This is a genomic window from Plebeiibacterium sediminum (assembly GCF_026013605.1).
GTDB classification, from domain to species: domain Bacteria; phylum Bacteroidota; class Bacteroidia; order Bacteroidales; family Marinilabiliaceae; genus Saccharicrinis; species Saccharicrinis sediminus.
Map to the genome: position 1 here is coordinate 18052 of NZ_JAPDPJ010000002.1, position 17522 is coordinate 35573.

General features: G+C 32.5%; 12 protein-coding genes. 2 read left to right on the forward strand and 10 right to left on the reverse strand.

Annotated features, from left to right (window positions below; translation table 11 throughout):
* Window positions 1-49: 49 nt before the first annotated feature.
* From OM075_RS02010 to OM075_RS02035, 6 genes are all read right to left on the reverse strand, one after another.
* Entirely contained in the window at window positions 50-1153 is a 1104-nt protein-coding gene (locus OM075_RS02010) for a methyl-accepting chemotaxis protein (RefSeq protein WP_301188791.1), read from the reverse strand.
* A 20-nt stretch (window positions 1154-1173) separates the two neighbouring features.
* Window positions 1174-2070 (reverse strand): hypothetical protein, encoded by an 897-nt coding sequence (locus tag OM075_RS02015; protein WP_301188792.1) that lies wholly within the window; start codon window positions 2068-2070, stop codon window positions 1174-1176.
* A 429-nt stretch (window positions 2071-2499) separates the two neighbouring features.
* Window positions 2500-3990: a leucine-rich repeat domain-containing protein gene (locus tag OM075_RS02020; protein WP_301188793.1), complete on the reverse strand. Its 1491-nt coding sequence runs from the start codon at window positions 3988-3990 to the stop codon at window positions 2500-2502.
* A gap of 235 nt (window positions 3991-4225) precedes the next feature.
* The gene (locus tag OM075_RS02025; protein WP_301188794.1) at window positions 4226-6250 is read right to left on the reverse strand and encodes an AAA family ATPase; all 2025 of its coding nucleotides are present in this window, start codon (window positions 6248-6250) and stop codon (window positions 4226-4228) included.
* Window positions 6251-8362: a tetratricopeptide repeat protein gene (locus tag OM075_RS02030; protein WP_301188795.1), complete on the reverse strand. Its 2112-nt coding sequence runs from the start codon at window positions 8360-8362 to the stop codon at window positions 6251-6253.
* A 128-nt stretch (window positions 8363-8490) separates the two neighbouring features.
* Window positions 8491-9468 carry a metallophosphoesterase gene (locus OM075_RS02035; RefSeq protein ID WP_301188796.1) on the reverse strand — a complete coding sequence of 326 codons (978 nt, stop codon included), beginning with the start codon at window positions 9466-9468 and terminating at the stop codon, window positions 8491-8493.
* An 86-nt stretch (window positions 9469-9554) separates the two neighbouring features.
* On the opposite strand from OM075_RS02035, the gene OM075_RS02040 reads away from it, so the two are divergent.
* Window positions 9555-10538, forward strand: a complete 984-nt coding sequence (locus OM075_RS02040; RefSeq protein WP_301188797.1) for a Gfo/Idh/MocA family protein — start codon at window positions 9555-9557, stop codon at window positions 10536-10538.
* A gap of 42 nt (window positions 10539-10580) precedes the next feature.
* On the forward strand, window positions 10581-11093 hold the full coding sequence (locus tag OM075_RS02045) for an O-acetyl-ADP-ribose deacetylase (protein ID WP_301188798.1): 513 nt from the start codon (window positions 10581-10583) through the stop codon (window positions 11091-11093).
* Window positions 11094-11157: 64 nt separating this feature from the next.
* Here OM075_RS02045 and OM075_RS02050 read toward each other — a convergent pair whose 3' ends face one another.
* From OM075_RS02050 to hutI, 4 genes are all read right to left on the reverse strand, one after another.
* Window positions 11158-11544 (reverse strand): diacylglycerol kinase family protein, encoded by a 387-nt coding sequence (locus OM075_RS02050; protein WP_301188799.1) that lies wholly within the window; start codon window positions 11542-11544, stop codon window positions 11158-11160.
* Window positions 11545-11568: 24 nt separating this feature from the next.
* Window positions 11569-11916: a response regulator gene (locus OM075_RS02055; RefSeq protein WP_301188800.1), complete on the reverse strand. Its 348-nt coding sequence runs from the start codon at window positions 11914-11916 to the stop codon at window positions 11569-11571.
* Window positions 11903-15895, reverse strand: coding sequence for a two-component regulator propeller domain-containing protein (locus tag OM075_RS02060; protein ID WP_301188801.1), 3993 nt, complete (start codon window positions 15893-15895; stop codon window positions 11903-11905). Before OM075_RS02060 ends, OM075_RS02055 begins: the two co-directional genes overlap by 14 nt.
* A 197-nt stretch (window positions 15896-16092) precedes the next feature.
* Window positions 16093-17316, reverse strand: a complete 1224-nt coding sequence (gene hutI, locus OM075_RS02065) for an imidazolonepropionase (RefSeq protein ID WP_301188802.1) — start codon at window positions 17314-17316, stop codon at window positions 16093-16095.
* Window positions 17317-17522 lie beyond the last annotated feature (206 nt).

Consider the following 17522-nt stretch of genomic DNA (forward strand, 5'->3'; position numbering starts at 1 on the left):
ACGACCTTTTATTTTTTTAATTATTGATCAATAATTAAACTAATCAACCTTAAATTCTAAAGAACGAAATTAAGTTATTTAGTTTCGTAGATTGATCCATAAGCTGATTTGCACTAGCTGTCATTTCTTCACTATTAGCACTTGATTCCTGAGTAACTAAATTTAGCTCTTGCAACGAATTAGAAATTTGATTCATGGCTTGCTTTTGTTCCATGGCACCAGCACTAATTTCATCAACTAACGAGGCTGTAGAAAGAACTTCAGGAGCCATTTTAGCCAATGAATCAGAAGCCTCAACAGCAAATGTTAAAGCTGCGGATGACAATTCCTGAATAATATTTGAAAAATGTTTACTATTTTGAGCCAACGCCTGCACTTCATTTGCCACAACCGCAAATCCTTTACCATATTCACCTGCTCTGGCTGCTTCAACTGAAGCATTTAACGAAAGAATATTGGTTTGCTCACTGATGTCATTAATTTTTCCAACATTTTCGTAAATATTATTAATAGACAGTTTAGTTTCTTCAGACTTCTTAATATTATTTTGAATACCATTAGCTGCAAATGTTGAAATATTCTTAGCATTAATGGCATTCGTATTACTTGAATCAATAACAGAAATTACTTCTTCAATTGAACTACTTATCTCTTCTGTAGCTGCTGCCTGAGTACTTGTTCCATCTGCTAACATCTGAGCGGCAGACTTTAACTGCGTACTATGTGACACTACTTCTTCGGAAACATTTTTAATCTCACTCATAATATTTGCAAGCTTCACAGACATCTCCTGGATACTATTTGAGATATTACCTAATTCATTATTTTGTTTTAAAATTTTAGGATTTATATCTACGTCTATATTACCTTCTGAAAACTCTCTAATAACATTTTCAACTTCTCCAAAAGGCTTCTTTATTTGCCTTAAAAGAGAAATAAATGCAATAAATATTGATCCCAAAGCTGGAACAAATAACCAATAATTCATCGTTAGGGCAAACGAAAATGATGTATATGCTAAAATTAATAGCGGCATCATAAAAGTCATGGCTATCTTCCATACAATAGAACCTCTACCTATATAATAAGCAAATGGTACATAAACGATAGATGATAAAACAAGTAAAATCAGGTATAGTTCGTATTTATTCATTGTAGTATAAATTAGTAATATTATATCCAACAGGTCAACCTAGCGGAATATTCTGTATCGTCATTACTAAAAGCAAATGTATCTATTACATTTTCATCAGAACTTTCTGTACTACTTTCTAAAACACTTTTAACACTCATGGTTTCACCTGCAAACAAAAACGACTTGGCATATAAGATTACATGCTTAATTTTCATTGGTTCAGTAAGACCACTAGCGTTATTCTGAATTCCGGCAATTGATGTTAAAACCTGGGCAATCCTTGCAACAGGTAAAGCTGGATAATCATCAAAATGACCTACACAGATGTCTTTATTAATGACACCTAATGTTGCGGAACTGCTATCTTCACTGGTTTTAAGATCAAACAATGGAATACTTTCGGCATATGGATTGTATCCTTCTAAACAAGGAGTTTCCTGTTTATGCTGTTTGAACATTCTCTCAAACAATCTCCATGAAAGAACTTGGTATTCAACGGTTATAGTATATACCTTTTTTCCGGTTTTTGTGTTAAGATAACCTTTCGCAATTCCTTTTTTTCGGTCAAAATGAATCGTACTCATATACCCTACATGTTCTATTTCATCATAAGCCTGCTGGTAAACCCTTTTTACATAGGCTTTAGTAGCAAGATAATAATGTTTTTCTTTTACAGGATTTGATTTAGCTAATGCTAATGATCCTAAAATTGCAAGGTGGCGCCCAGCCTCTGAATAAGACATTCCTTTTACCTCGTGAGCGCAATCCAGTTGCTTATTCACATCGGCTTTCAGAACATTTTCTTCATCAATTGACAGATTCGTTAAAGAATAATACGGTTCTGTAACTTCAATAAGACTTTTTAATGAATCTTCCAGGCAAATTTCTTCTCTTTGAATTTGCTTTTCTTTGGTTTGATTTAATGTTTGATACATCTTTATAGGTTGTTTGTTTGTAACGGTTAAAAACGGGGGTTTATTAGATTTTAGGTAAATCTTAAACTAATTAGTAAGATTATCATGTGTTTATAATTATAATTTTTATCACATGGAACCACCCTTAAAACTAAGCCATTTCGTGTGTGAGAAATTACTCCTTTAAGATTGTTTCACCTGTTAATAATGCTTGTAAATATGTTTAAAATATTTTAAAATAATAAGTTCAAATATTCTAAATTAATATTTTTTCAGTCATTTTAACATTATATCACTAATTAGCAATACATTACTACAACAGTGTTTTACAACATATAAAAATACATAAATCAGTTATTCCATAATTAAACCGATACTTGCAAGTAGCTGCAAATTATCGGTTTAATGTATTTTTTATAATATATTATTAGTTATTAAATAAATTATTAATTACAATTTGATGGTACAATCAGGTAAAAGCTTCTGAATCTTTTCTACTTCTCCAGCCTTTAATGGATTTCCTTTAAGAACTAAAGTATTCAATTCTTTTAATTCTCCTAACTCAACTGGTAATTCAGTCAATTCATTTTTGCTAAGATCAAGTCTCTTAAGATTAACTAATTTCTTAATATCAGCAGGAATCGTTTTAATATGATTATTTTTTAGTATCAACTGATTTAATTGAACCAAATCACAAGCTTCAACTGGAAATTCCTCTAATTTCTTCATCGCAGCTTGTATCTCAGCCAAACTAGTTGCGCCTAATGAAGTTGGTAAAGAAAGCATATATCCCTGGGTTGCACTATGAAGCACTTTATCCTGATATTTATTAACTTCTCCCGAAGCTACTGCTTCTTCCTGAATCTTCTTTGCCTCAGCAATTTTATCAGTCATATCATCACGATTATAAGATGCATAATCACTCTTAAAATCAGCAAATGAATTTGTTCCTAAATCCTGAATAACTATATCATTAGAAGCAGTAGCTAGTTTAACTTCAGCCTCTTTGTTCATCTCATAATACTTCTTTTCATCATAAAGTCGCGATCTAAGAGATTCACAAGCAACTGTGAAATTATTTGAGATTCCAGAATACATAGCAAGACTAGCATTTAAACTTTTTATAGCATTATCATAGTCCTGACAATAAGCATAGGCCAGCGCTATATTGTGATATAATCGGCCAGCAGACCTTCTATTAATTCTGGCCTTTTTATCATTAACATCTTTTTGCGCAACAGCAGCATCCCAAACCTTAATAGCTTCCATAAGTTTTCCTTTGCCAACCTGATCCGCATAATTATTTTTTAATGCATTATAGCCATCTATTGCCGTATTAGCAGCTTGAAGTAATTCAGGGTATTGAAACTCTTTACTATCCTTAACATAGTACACTTCAATATTTTCAGTCTCATAGTAAAATGACAATGATTCATTAACAAAGTCTTGTGCTTTTTTATACATAGCACTTTTTTCATTTGCGATAATCATTGAATCATTCTTTGCCTTCATTTTATTGTAGGCACTTTCAAGAATTGCTTCTAAAAAATAACACTCATTTTTTCCAAAGTAATCATAATCGGAAGCTTTCTCACTTGTCTTTTTAATATATACAACTTCTCCAGAATTGTTTTTTATTCTAACAAAAGCATCTGGTGAAGTATATTTTATCTTGTAATAAAAAGTTTCAATGGCTTGTGCATCTTTTAACTTTGCACCTTTTGCCTTACATAGATTTGTTTCTTTAAGTACAGATTTTTCATCAGATACTGTAATTTCTCCATGTGAAAACTCAATTTTTGCAGTAGTTAAATCTATTTTTTCAATAGGTACTTTGGGATAAACCAAATAAGATGATTCTGTTTTTAGTTCTTTAATACTCTGAGCATAAGCACCAAAAAACACACAGAATCCAATTAAGATTAGTGATAGTTTTTTCATTTTCAATCAAGTTAAGTGTATTACTTTCCCTAATACCTTGAACTTGTAAAAAGGTTACTATACAAACAACAATTCTACTTTTCGTCTCTAATAGTCAATTGTTCGTCCGTAGATTCAAACCATTAATCAAAATTTACTGTCGTAATCATAGAAGCAATGTTTATCTTAAAAAAATTAGAAACCAAAAAATCTTAAGAGTAACTAATCAAAGTATTATCTTTTGTATATGAACAGCTTAATCCTTATGATCATCTTCTTCGTCTTCAAATCCAAGATTTCCTGAAATATTTCTATACTTCTCAGCTTCTTCGTCCTCCCCCAATCTTTCACAAACAAGGGACAAATAATAATACGAATCAGCATGATCATCTTTTAAACGAATTGCTTTTTTAAAATCATTGTAGGCCCCGTTATAATTTTTAAGTAAAATTCGGGTTCTCCCTCTATTATAAAAGATTTTAAAAGTTCTGGGCTTTAATTTACTGGCTAAGGTATAATCTTTATCTGCACCTTCTAAATCACTGATCTCTATTTTTAATCCAGCTCGTTTATATATGGCGTCAAAAAAATCAGGTTTTAGCAAAATCGCTTTATTTAAATTAGCTATTGCAGCACTTTTATCCCGTGCTTTTACCAAGCACTCATTAGCCATTAAAAAGTATTCACGCGCGAAATCTTCCAGTTGTTTATTTCGTTTTCTCTCTTTTCGCTCTAGTTCCGATACTCGTTTACGAAGTTTAGTAATGACTGAAAGTTGTTTGGCAATAAACCTTAAAACAACAGGTTTTGTTAAATCATTTCGCTTCGTAATAGCACTACCAAGACTTTCCATAGCAGAATGAAAGTCTCCCTTTTTATATGCTTTTAAAGCTGCTTTATAGTTATCATCAGCCTGAGCAGAATCTAAACTCTCTTTAATCAGTAATTTATTATTCGACTTTCTACTAAAATCAACACATTCTCTTTTTACAATAACATCACGTTGAGAGACTGTGGATTTCATTATGATGCCTTCTAGTGATCTGCAACGACTCAACGCTACATATAATTGACCTCCGGCAAATGCTCCTCCTGAAAAATCAATCATCACCTTATCAAAGGTTAAACCCTGACTTTTATGCACGGTAATAGCCCATGCCAATTTTAGAGGGTATTGTTTATAGGATCCTATTTCTTCTTCTATAACCCTATTATTCTTCTCATCATAATTATATCTTAGATTTTGCCATATTTCCTTCTCAATCAAATGGATTTCTTCATTTTCCATCCTAACATATATGCCATTATCGTTAATCTCATCAATTCTTCCCAGACTGCCATTATACCACCTCCGTTCCTGATCATTTTTAATAAACATGACCTGGGCATTTTCTTTAAGAATAAGTTTTCGGGGAGTTGGTAATGCTGATTCCGGGAACTCTCCTGTTACAGAACCTTCAAAAACAATTTCCTCTCCATTCAATTCTTCTAACTTATGATCATTTATAAAGTCTACAGTATCTCTGCGTGTAGCCAGCGTTATAAATAACTCATCTATTGGAGCATTAAACTTTGGATTAAATCGCTGATTTACTCTCTTAATATCATCTTGCTTAACAGCATTTACCCTAACCCTATCAAGAAGATTAACAAATTCAGGATTATTTTGCCTGTAAACCTTTTTTAATTCAATTTGAACCATAGGCAAATTTCGAAATACACGCGCCGAAAAGAAAAAAGGTGTTTGATAAAAGCGACTCAAAATGCTCCATTCTTCTCTTTTAACAACAGGCTCAAGCTGAAAAACATCACCTACCATTAACAATTGCTTACCTCCAAAAGGCACTTGCATATGACCTGAATACACCCTCAAAACACGATCAATAAAATCAAGAATATCCACACGTAGCATGGATACCTCATCAATGATCAGTAAATCAAGTTCTCTAATTAATTTCTGGTGATTCTTGCGGTACTTTAAGAAATCATAAATACGACCATCCTTTGTGCTTAAGTCAGGATCATCTGGTAAAATAGGCCTGAATGGTATCTTGAAAAATGAATGCAAAGTTTGTCCTCCTGCATTGATTGCAGCAATACCTGTAGGCGCAACTACAACATACTTTTTATGCGTATTGGCACATATATATTTTAAAAAGGTACTTTTACCTGTACCTGCTTTTCCTGTTAAAAATACAGATCGATTTGTAAACTGAACCAATTTAAATGCATCCTGAAATTCCGCATTATCCGTATCTATATTTTCAAGCCATTCATTCATTTACTCCTCACTTCCTTCATCTTCCTTGCTCACATTTTGCTTACCATAGCGCTTTATAATATTATAAGCTTTATATAAGCCTAACTCTCCTGCACGGCTAAGGTCCATGGTACCCTCTGAATCTTGCTTCAAATATATCCTTGTTAACCCTCTGTTAAAATAAGCCTCTGCAAATTGAGGATTTAATTTAATTGCGTTACCAAACTGACGCACTGCACCTTCAAAATCCTTTTTTATACAGTATAAAATACCTAAGTTATAATAAGCAAACTCATATCCCGGATTAATTTCAATCACCTGTTTTAAATCACGTTCAATAAGATCATAATCAAGCATTTGTTTTACTACCTTATCTTCTTTATTATCATTTTTATTACTTCCACCTGTGATTAAATCTTCTGGTAATTCTTCTTCTTCAAATGATTGCATGGCTTCAACCATTTTATATCTGATTGCAGCTCGGTTTAAATAATAAAATAATAGGTATGGATGATCTTTGGGAGTATGATCAATTAAATAATTATAATCATTAATTGCATTACTATAATTCATGATTACTCCATAAAGTATAGCCCTAACAAAACGTAGATCATTATTATCAGGATATGTATTTAGTTTCTGCGTAATCTCTTCTATAGATCTATAATAATGCCAGGTTAAGTCTCCATCATTTTCCAACTCTTTATTAGAAAACGCTAAAGTTCGATCTGTTGTATTTCGAGAATTAAAACTGGTAACCTCAGGTTTAAAATATCTACTACTATTCACTGTATTATCTTCAGAAAAGAAAGTTAAACTAAACACCTTCTCTAAATCTATAATAATGTTTCTATTCTGAATCTTCCCTTTGAGATCCTGTAGTTCATCAACATCATTATCTTCAACAGTAAAGTCATCCAACACTACAATTTTATCATGATTACTAATGTCTTCATCCTTTTCACTTCGAGTTTCCTTAGGCTTTTTATTTGAAACCCCGGCTTGAGCTAATTTTTCATTTTCTTCTGCTCTCTTTCGTTCATCTTGCTGAAGCTTCATAGCCATATTTCTATCCTTAGCTTGTTCCGCTTGCATATTTAATCCGGCATAAGCCTGGCTTCTGGCATAATAAGCATCTGAATAATTAGGATAACGTTTTATAATAAGATTCAAATCAGAAAGTGCATCTTTAAATTGACCAACTCTTATATACAATAATGACCTATTGAACAGTGTCAATAAATCTCCGGGATTAAGAGCAAGTACTCTGGAGAAATCATCGATAGCATTATTTACATCTCCAATTTCGGTTCTTAGCATCCCCCTGTTTGCATATGCATATATATTATTAGGTTGTAACTTAATAACCTTATTAAAATCTGCCATTGTTCCCTTAAGGTCATCCATCTGATACCTGATAACCCCTCTTAACATATAATAAACAGGCTCAGAACCATCCAGATTAATACTTGAATTAATACGTTCTAAAGCCTTACCAAATTTATTTACATCATAATATATAGCTGCACTAAAACGATAAGCTTCAGCAACCAGAGGGTTTACAGCAATAGCCTCATCCATATCAGTAACTGCACCAATGGTATCCTTTGCATTTAACTTGGCAATAGCACGATAAATATATGCTCCATATTGAGCAGAGTCAATTTTTAGTACCGAAGAAAAGTCATCAATACTATTTCCCCAATCTTTCATATCAATATGTACTAAGCCCCGATTAAAGAAAATACCTAAATCACCAGGTTCTATTTCTAATCCCTTGTCATAATCCTGTAGTGCTTCAGTATGCTTACCTAACCGACCTCTGATATCACCTCTGAATCTGTAAAATTCATAATAAAAAGGAATAATTTCAATAGCCTTATTCATATCAAGCTCTGCTCCTTTTAAATCATCAAGGTTATATTTAGCTCTTGCTCTGAAGTAATAAGGTAAACCCAGATAAGGTTTGCTTTCAATAGCTTTATTGAAGAATGAAATGGCAAGAACATATTCCTGCTGATATAATGCATATCTACCAGCTTCAAGTACTCTGCCTGTATTTATTTGAGCAGTACCACTTAAAGAAATAAGTAAAAACAGTGATACTAAAAGTGTTTTAATCAATTTTATCATAAATAAACAATTGGTAGGTATACCCTATTTAATCAGCAAACAAATATAATAAGATTAGGCAATTGAAATAAATACCATGCCAAAAGTTAATGTCAAAATGATATTTTATCAGAAAACAATAATTGATTTTAGAAGAAGCTGAATATTTGCTTTACAAAAATCATATTTTCAGGATTAATGGTGCTTTCACCATTCCATCTATAGGCAGCCAATGAGCCTCCATTTGCAACACAAGCATCTAAACAGCAAATATTATCTTTCGGATTCATTTGTCCGCTCCCCATGCAATAATGCCCAAAAAATACAGGAGGCTCATGATCCTCATATATTTCATATGGAAAAAGAATTTGTTCAGGAATAGTATAATCTGGTAATTTAAATTTATTACCATAACTTAATTCATGAAAAGTTTTTCCTTTAGGAGATTCCCACCATCTGACTCTAAAGTTATTACGACGAATATTATTTGAATCCTTAATGATTAAATCTTCGGGTAATCGAAATTCTATTCCTTTGGTAATTCTATTTATTGCGTTACACAACGGATGATTTGGATCAGCCATCATTTTCAGAGTTTTCTTTTTAAAACGACCATCAACTCGATATTCATCTATCAAATCGATATAATCATCATTCCAATATGCGTGAACAATTCTGAATTTATCGAAGCACAAGTATACTGGTAATGTCCTTAGCCACTTTACATATTTTTTAAGTAACTCTGGTTCATCCTCAAACTCATCTTTTACTTTTTCAATCAATTTCCTACTTGATTCTGAAGGCTTTCGAATAGGTTTACCATTTTCTTTGGTAAGATACATAATCAAATTTAGTTCATGGTTGCCCAAAATGGCATGCGCAGAACCAAACTCCACCATTCCTGATACTATTTGAAGGACTCTTTTTGAATCGGGGCCTCTATCAACAAAATCACCAACAAAAATTGCCTTTCGCTGTGCATGTCTCCAAATTCCACGTTTTTGGGTATAGCCAAGTTTTTCAAGCAGTTCTTCCAACTCGTTTGCAAACCCATGAACATCCCCTATAATATCATATAAACAATCTTCCTGAATTGTTTTTCGTCTATTTGTATTACCGAGCAACAAAATTCAATATATTTGATTTAAGCTTTGGCCAAAATTAAAAATTTTTACTTTAAATTTTATTTCAAATCAATAATAGTAGTCAAAAAATGGGCAATAAAATAAAATGGGGCATTATTGGATGTGGGGATGTAACTGAAATTAAGAGTGGTCCGGCCTTTAATAAGGTTGAGCATGCAGAGTTAACTTCGGTAATGAGAAGAGATTTTGATAAAGCAAAAGATTATGCAGAAAGACACAAAGTTGAACATGTGTATAAAACTGCAGAAGAATTAATTAACTCACCCTATGTAGATGCTGTTTATATTGCTACACCACCATCTTCACATGCTGAATATGCCATCTTGTCGATGAAAGCAGGTAAGCCTGTTTATGTTGAAAAACCAATGGCTACAAGCTACAAAGAGTGTGTTAAAATGAATGAAGCTTCAGAAAAATATAATATTCCTCTTTTTGTTGCCTATTATAGAAGAACACTTCCCGGATTTTTAAAGGTTAAAGAACTTTTAGATGATGGTGTTATAGGAACACCTTTAACAGTTCAAATCAGATTAACTCGTCCGGCACTTGAATCAGAAAAAGAAGCTTCGTGGAGGGTTGATAAAAACATTGCAGGTGGAGGTATTTTTTATGATCTGGCATCTCACCAATTTGATTTTCTTGATTTTATTTTAGGTCCAATAGTTAAAGCCTCTGGTTTTGCTACAAATAATAATAACTGGTATACGGTTGAAGACACCGTTACTGCAACTTTTCAATTTAAAAATGGGTTAATAGGTAGTGGAATATGGTCGTTCAATACCCATACAAATGAAGATCAGGATGTAATGGAAATAATTGGAACCAAAGGCTCCATCCTCTTTAGTGGATTTAATCATAATCCTATAAAATTAATTACTGAAAAAGGCGTGGTTGAGTTTCCATATCTGAATCCTGAAAATATTCAGTATAACCTTATTAAACAGGTTAACGACGAACTAAGCAGCAAAAATAAATGTGTTAGCACTGGAGCTACAGCAGCACGAACAAATTGGGTTTTAGAACAAATTATTCCCTTAAATCAAACTGAATAAACTCCATAAGTCAGATTTAATATTTATTAAAAATCTATTCTGATGAAAATTGAACTTATAAAAGGAGATATAACCAGGCTAAATGTTGATGCCATTGTTAACGCTGCCAATTCAAGTTTACTTGGGGGAGGTGGCGTTGATGGTGCCATACATAGGGCTGGTGGTAAATCAATTGTGGATGAATGTATTCTTATACGCAATAAACAAGGAGGTTGCCCATCTGGTGAAGCTGTAATAACCACAGCTGGAAATATGCCAGCCAAATATGTTATTCATACAGTAGGTCCAATTTACAAAAATGGCAAACATGATGAAGCAAAATTATTAGCTAACTGTTACATCAACTCACTCCTTTTAGCCGCTAAAAATAATTGCAAGTCGATTGCTTTTCCAAATATTTCAACCGGTGTATATGGATATCCCAAAGCAGAGGCTGCTACAATAGCTTTTAATGCAGTTTCAGAATATAAAAACTCAAAAATTGAACAGGTAATTTTTGTATGTTATGACGATGAAAACTATAATCTGTATAAAGAATTAATGCATGCAGACTAATTTATAGATTCGCAAAGTACTATTTGTGTAAGTGAGTTTTTTGTAAGTAATATTAATTTCTATACTATTGATAAAGTACATCTAATATTTTAGGGATAAAGATTATACAACCTACTACAACTGCAACTATTGCAGCAATTAGCACAGCTCCCGCACAATAATCTTTAATAAGACCAATTTTAATATTATGTTTAGGTTCTATAAAATCTGCCAGTCGCTCCATTGCTGTATTAAAAAGTTCAGATAAAATAACAATTCCTGAAACTATAACTATTGCCAACCATTCGATTATTGAAATTTGAAAAACAAACCCTAAAACAACTACACAAAACAATGCGATAAAATGAATACGGGCGTTATGCTCATTCTGGATTAATGACTTAATTCCATTGAAAGCATACTTAAAACTCTTTAACCTTTGTTTTAAAGAAAATTTTGCAGAGTTATTCATAGTTCATTTTATAATATTTAAATCTTATGACATAAAAGTCATCATCTTAGTAAGTAGTTGCTCCCTTGCTATTGGTTTCGCGATATAATCATCAAACCCCAAATCCCTTATTGTTTGTTCCTCATTAGCCATAGCAAAAGCTGTTTGAGCAATTACTGGAATATTATTATTCTGCTCTTTTATTTCCTTTACAACCTCAAAGCCATCCTTTACAGGCAATTTTATATCCAATAGTACCAGATCAAGTTTTGTACTATTTTCTTTAAACAAATGCATAGCTTCAACTCCATCCTTTGCCCAAACTATTTCAACATTTGTATTTCTAAGCACTTTTTCAATCAGAATATAATTAGATTCCTCATCTTCTACCACTAAGATTTTTTTTACTCGTCCAATTAGGAATAACATCAATACTTTCCACCTTTTCATCAACATATCCGCCGGTCTTATATATCAATTTAGGTAGCTTAAAAATAAATTCCGATCCTTTACCTACTTCTGATTCCACCCATATTTCTCCATCCAGTAATTCTATTAAATTCTTAATAATAGACAAGCCCAATCCTGTTCCTCTGTATAAAATAGAAGTATCATCCTCAATTTTTCGAAAACGATCAAATATTACTTTCTGATTTTCTTTAGCAATACCAATACCTGAATCTTTTACATAGAAAACCAATTTATCCTCATCTGCTTCTTTATACCCAAATTCAACAATCCCACTATCGGTGAACTTTAGTGCATTATCTAATAAATTCCTGAATATTTGTTTTAAACGATACGGATCTGTATATAAACAAGGCTTTACACTTATTTCATCCTGAGCAAGAGACTTTTGCAAAGCTACTTTTTTGCCCATACTCTGAATTTGAAACAGATAAGTATGATTAAGTTCATTTAATAAATTATCTACATCTACATTTGATTTTGATATAGACATTTGTCCTGCTTCTATTTTTGAAAAATCAATGATATCACTGATAATTTGCAAAAGTGAATCAGAATTAACTCTGATAACACCAGCCATATGCTCCTTTTCTTCCGGACTAAGATCCTGTGAAACCAAACAATCAGAGAATCCAACAATAGCATTTAATGGAGTACGTATCTCATGACTCATATTTGCCAAAAAAGACGTCTTCAGACGATCACTCTCCTCTGCCTTAAATTTAGCAACTTCAAGCTCTTTGGTTCTTTCTTTTACTTTTTGCTCCAACGATTTTTGCTGTTGTTCTAATTCTTTATTTTGACGGTTAACAATCCTGTAAGCATTAGCATTATCTAAAGCAATAGCAATATAGGACCCCAAAGTTTGCAAAGTAACGAGATCGTTTTGCGTATAAGCATTTAGCTTATAGCTTTGGACCAATAACACACCTATATTTTTCCCTTTTACTGTTAAGGCCAAATACATTACCGACTCAGGCATCACTGCATTTGGAAAGTAATATCCATCTACATATTTTAGATAATCACTTTTAAAGTTATTACTATATATAACATCCTGATTTTTAAAACACCATACAGCCAGACTTCTTTTACTATCTAAAGGTACACTAAAACTTTTTATTGGATGACCATCCTCAAAATAGGACGGAAATTCTAAACGATTCTTCTCTGGATTATATATTCCAATACCAAAAACAGGAACATCAAGGAGCGTTTTTACGTAATCAAAAATTACCCGGTTGATTTCTGAAAGACTTAAAATATTTGTGAGTTCCTGTCCAAATTTATTAAGAATAGCCATTTTTTGCGATTCTTTTTCCAGTTGTTCCTTCTTTTCCTGAATTTCATTTCTTTGAATCAGAATTTCTTCTTTTTGGGCATTTAATTCGATGTTAGCCTTATTTAAGTTATCAGTTCGTTCTTTTACTTTTTCTTCTAATACTGTTGTTTTTATTTTGTGAACTTTTTGCCTCAAACGTAAAAGAATAAATACTGCTAAAATTAAAATGCAGATTATAAAAACCTTAAAAAATATTGTATTCCACCAGGATGGTATCACTTCAATACGTATCGATCTTCCTTCTTCATTCCAAATACCATCATTATTTGATGCCTTTACTTTAAATATATATTTACCCGGGTTAAGATTGGTATAGGTGGCTGAATGATTAGTATTGACATAATGCCAATCTTTATCAAAACCAACTAACATATATGCAAACTGATTTTTATCTGAAGAAATATAATTTAAAGCACTAAAATCAATTGAAAAAGCGGAATGATCCGTAAAGAGTTTTACTAATTCTGCTTTATTAATGTGTTTTTTCAAAATAGGATTATCAGATCCCGGAATTACAGATTCATTAAGCACCTTAAAATCTGTAAATATTATATTAGGTATATGAGGATTAATCATTATATCCTCAGGTTTAAAGTAAGTAAAGCCTTTATTTCCACCAAAAAACACTTCTCCATCCTTTGATGTTGCATATACTGTAGGAGCAAACTCGTTATTACTCAGTCCGTCCTCATCTGTATAAAGAGATGAATATCCTGTTTTATAGTCAAACTGTACTATCCCAACATTAGTGCTCATCCAAACTATTCCATTACTATCAATTGATAATCCGTAAATTGAATTTGTTGGCAAACCGGTGTATGTATTAAAAACCTGAAATGAATTGGTTTCCGGATTGTATCTGTTAAGTCCGTTTTTTGTACCAATCCATAAACAATGCTCGGCATCTTCAATGATACAATGTATAATATTATCAGAAATACTATTGGAATCCCTTTCAACATGATAATATCTTACGAATTGATCGGTGGTACTATCGTAACGATTCAGACCAAAGCTGGTTCCAAACCACAACTGGTTCTTGGAATCTCTGAAAATAGATATGATTCCATTACTTGAAATACTACCTTCTGTATGCGAAAATTTATAATTTTTGATTTTTTTTCGACTTTTAATATCGAATACATCAACACCATTTTGATGACCTGCTATCCATAATTTACCATCATCTAAAAGTAACGATCGGATATTATTAGTAGATATCGTTGTTGAGTCTTTGGGATCATGCTTATAACAAATACATTTCCCTGTTTTTTTATTGAATAAATTTAAACCGCCATTCATAGTACCTACCCATAAAAAACCGGGTTGTGCATCACAGATAGCAAAAATATAATCATCACTTATACTTGAAGGATCAGAAGGGTCGTGTTGAAAATGAGTAAATGTTCGGGAAGTTTTATCAAATTTACTCAACATTCCTCCAGCCTTTGTGCCTATCCAAATATCGCCATTACGATCCTCATAAATAGTTTTAACCTTATTATTTTGCAACCCGTCTGCTTTAAAATTATCATGTATATTATTAAAGCGTTTTTTATGTGGAGAATAAAAATTTACACCACCATCAAAAGTTCCTATCCAAAGATTATTATTCTGATCTTTATAAATACATTGCGGCACATTTGAGTTAATACTGTTTTTATCGTATTTATCATATCTATAAACCTGGTACGAATTATTTATCCTGTTAAAACAATAAATACCATTATCCCGAACTGTATACCAATCAAAACCTTCATAATCAACTAATACATCAGTAACAACATAGCTACCTTGCACATCTTCAAAGAGCACTTTTGAAAAATTAATTTCATTCACAGATGGTGTTATATACCTCACAAAATTTCTTGTGATGGCCATTATCCCATCATTATATCTGGTTAACTTTACAAAATTTCCATCTTTAATATGAGTAAATGACTCCAAAACAGGGTCAAACATGTCTAATCCCTTATCTGTTGCAACCCATACTTTTTTATTTATATCAATATATAAGTCACTTACATTATTTGAACTAATAGAATTATTCTTATTTAAATCGGGTACGTAACCAACCAATTCTTCTTTTTCAATATCAAAGGTTACTAATCCGGCATTGGAGGCAATCCATAATTTACCATGAGAATCAATCAATAACTTACGTATACTGGATTGAGAGAGTGCTCCTACCTTGTCATTATTATACCTTTTAAAAAGATTTTGTTCTTTATCAAATCTACAGAATCCGCTAGTTGTACCAACCCAAATATATCTTGATGACTGTTCACAAATAGAAATAACATTATCATGACAGATGGTAGTAGTATCATTAGGAGAATAGGAATAGATATGAAACCCATATCCATCATAACTCGCAAGCCCATTGTATGTCGCAAACCACATCAGACCGTCTGAATCCTGAAGAATTTGACTTACATGATCAGAAGGCAATCCTTCATTTTGAGTAATATGATCAAATATCATTCTATTTTCGCCGAAAACAACGTGTATTCCAGTCCATAACAAGAAGAATGATATCAGGAAATTATTTTTTTTATTCATAGTAGTTGTGCTGAAAAACTATATATTTAAAGGGATTTGAATATACTTAAAAATTAATAAATAACAATTTCTGTGCACACATTACAACCTCGGATTCCCCCTACTTTCGATGATAAATAAAAATGGCCTGATTTGTTTGTTTAACAATCAAGCCATTTTTCAATTAGATCCTAATTTATTTAAAACCAATAAATATCCTACAACATCAGACTTTCAATATGATTTACTCCAAAAGAGTAAGCTATTGTTACATATGAATGAATGGGTTTAGTGATCATCAAATGGGCTTTTTTCCCTTTGGTAATACTCCCTAATTCTTTTTGAACACCCATAGCATAAGCTCCGTTTAATGTTGCTGCATTCATAGCCTCCTCTGGCGTCATTTTCATTTTAATACATGCAGTTGCTACAACCAGATTCATATTTCCTGAAGGTGTTGATCCCGGATTATAATCTGTAGCCAAAGCCAAAGGTAAACCTGCATCAATAATTTTTCGTGCTGGGGTATATGGAATGCTTAAAAAGAAGGAACATGTAGGTAAAGCCACAGGCATGGTTCCTGAATTTTTCAATATTTCAATATCCTCATCATTTATTAATTCCAAATGATCTACAGTTAGCGCTTTGTATTTTACAGCAGCTGCCACCCCTCCTATGGCATTAAACTGGTTGACATGTATTTTAGGCACCAATCCATACTTTTGTGCTGCAGCAAGTAGTTTTTCGGTATGTGCCACACTGAAATAGCCTTTTTCGCAAAAAATATCAATATAATCGGCAAGGTCTTCTTTGGCAATTTGTGGCAACACCTCTTTTATCAGCATTTCAATATAAGCATCGGCATTACCGTTATATTCCTCAGGAATGGCATGTGCCCCCAAAAATGTAGATTTTATAGCAATTGGATAATCTTCTTTTAATCGCTTAATTACCCTCAACATTTTTAGTTCTGATTCTGCTGTCAAGCCATATCCCGACTTTATTTCAATAGCTCCGGTACCTAACTCCATCACCTCTTTTAATCGGGATAAACTTTGCTCATACAAATCCTCCTCTGAAGTATTTTGTAATAGTTTGGCAGAATTTAAAATACCACCTCCCCTTTCTGCAATTTGTTCATAGGATAACCCATTGATTCGATCTACAAAATCTCCTTCACGATTTCCTGCATAAACAATATGAGTATGCGAATCACACCATGCAGGCATTACCACTCGTCCAATACAGTCTATTTCCTCGTACAAATTGTTTTGCGGACAAGTATCCATACTTCCGTAATCAGAAATAATTCCTTCTTTAACTAACAGCCATGCATTTTCTATAACAGGTAAGTCTTTCATCTCCTGCCCCTGTACATAGGCAATTCCCTCATCTCTTACCTGAACCAATTGCTTTATGTTTTTATATAATATTATCATCATTAATAGATCTTAGAGTTTAGATTATAGATATTAGACTTTAGATAAAAGATAATAGGTTTTAGGTGTTAATCTCACCTTAAGAGAAAACATTTCTCTTAAGGGAGGAATATATACATGATGTAAATCTATTCTCCTCCTTTTCAAGCCCGAGTTACGAGGGGGAGGTGGTTTTAATCATGATCCTTTATCTTTTATAAATCCTATCA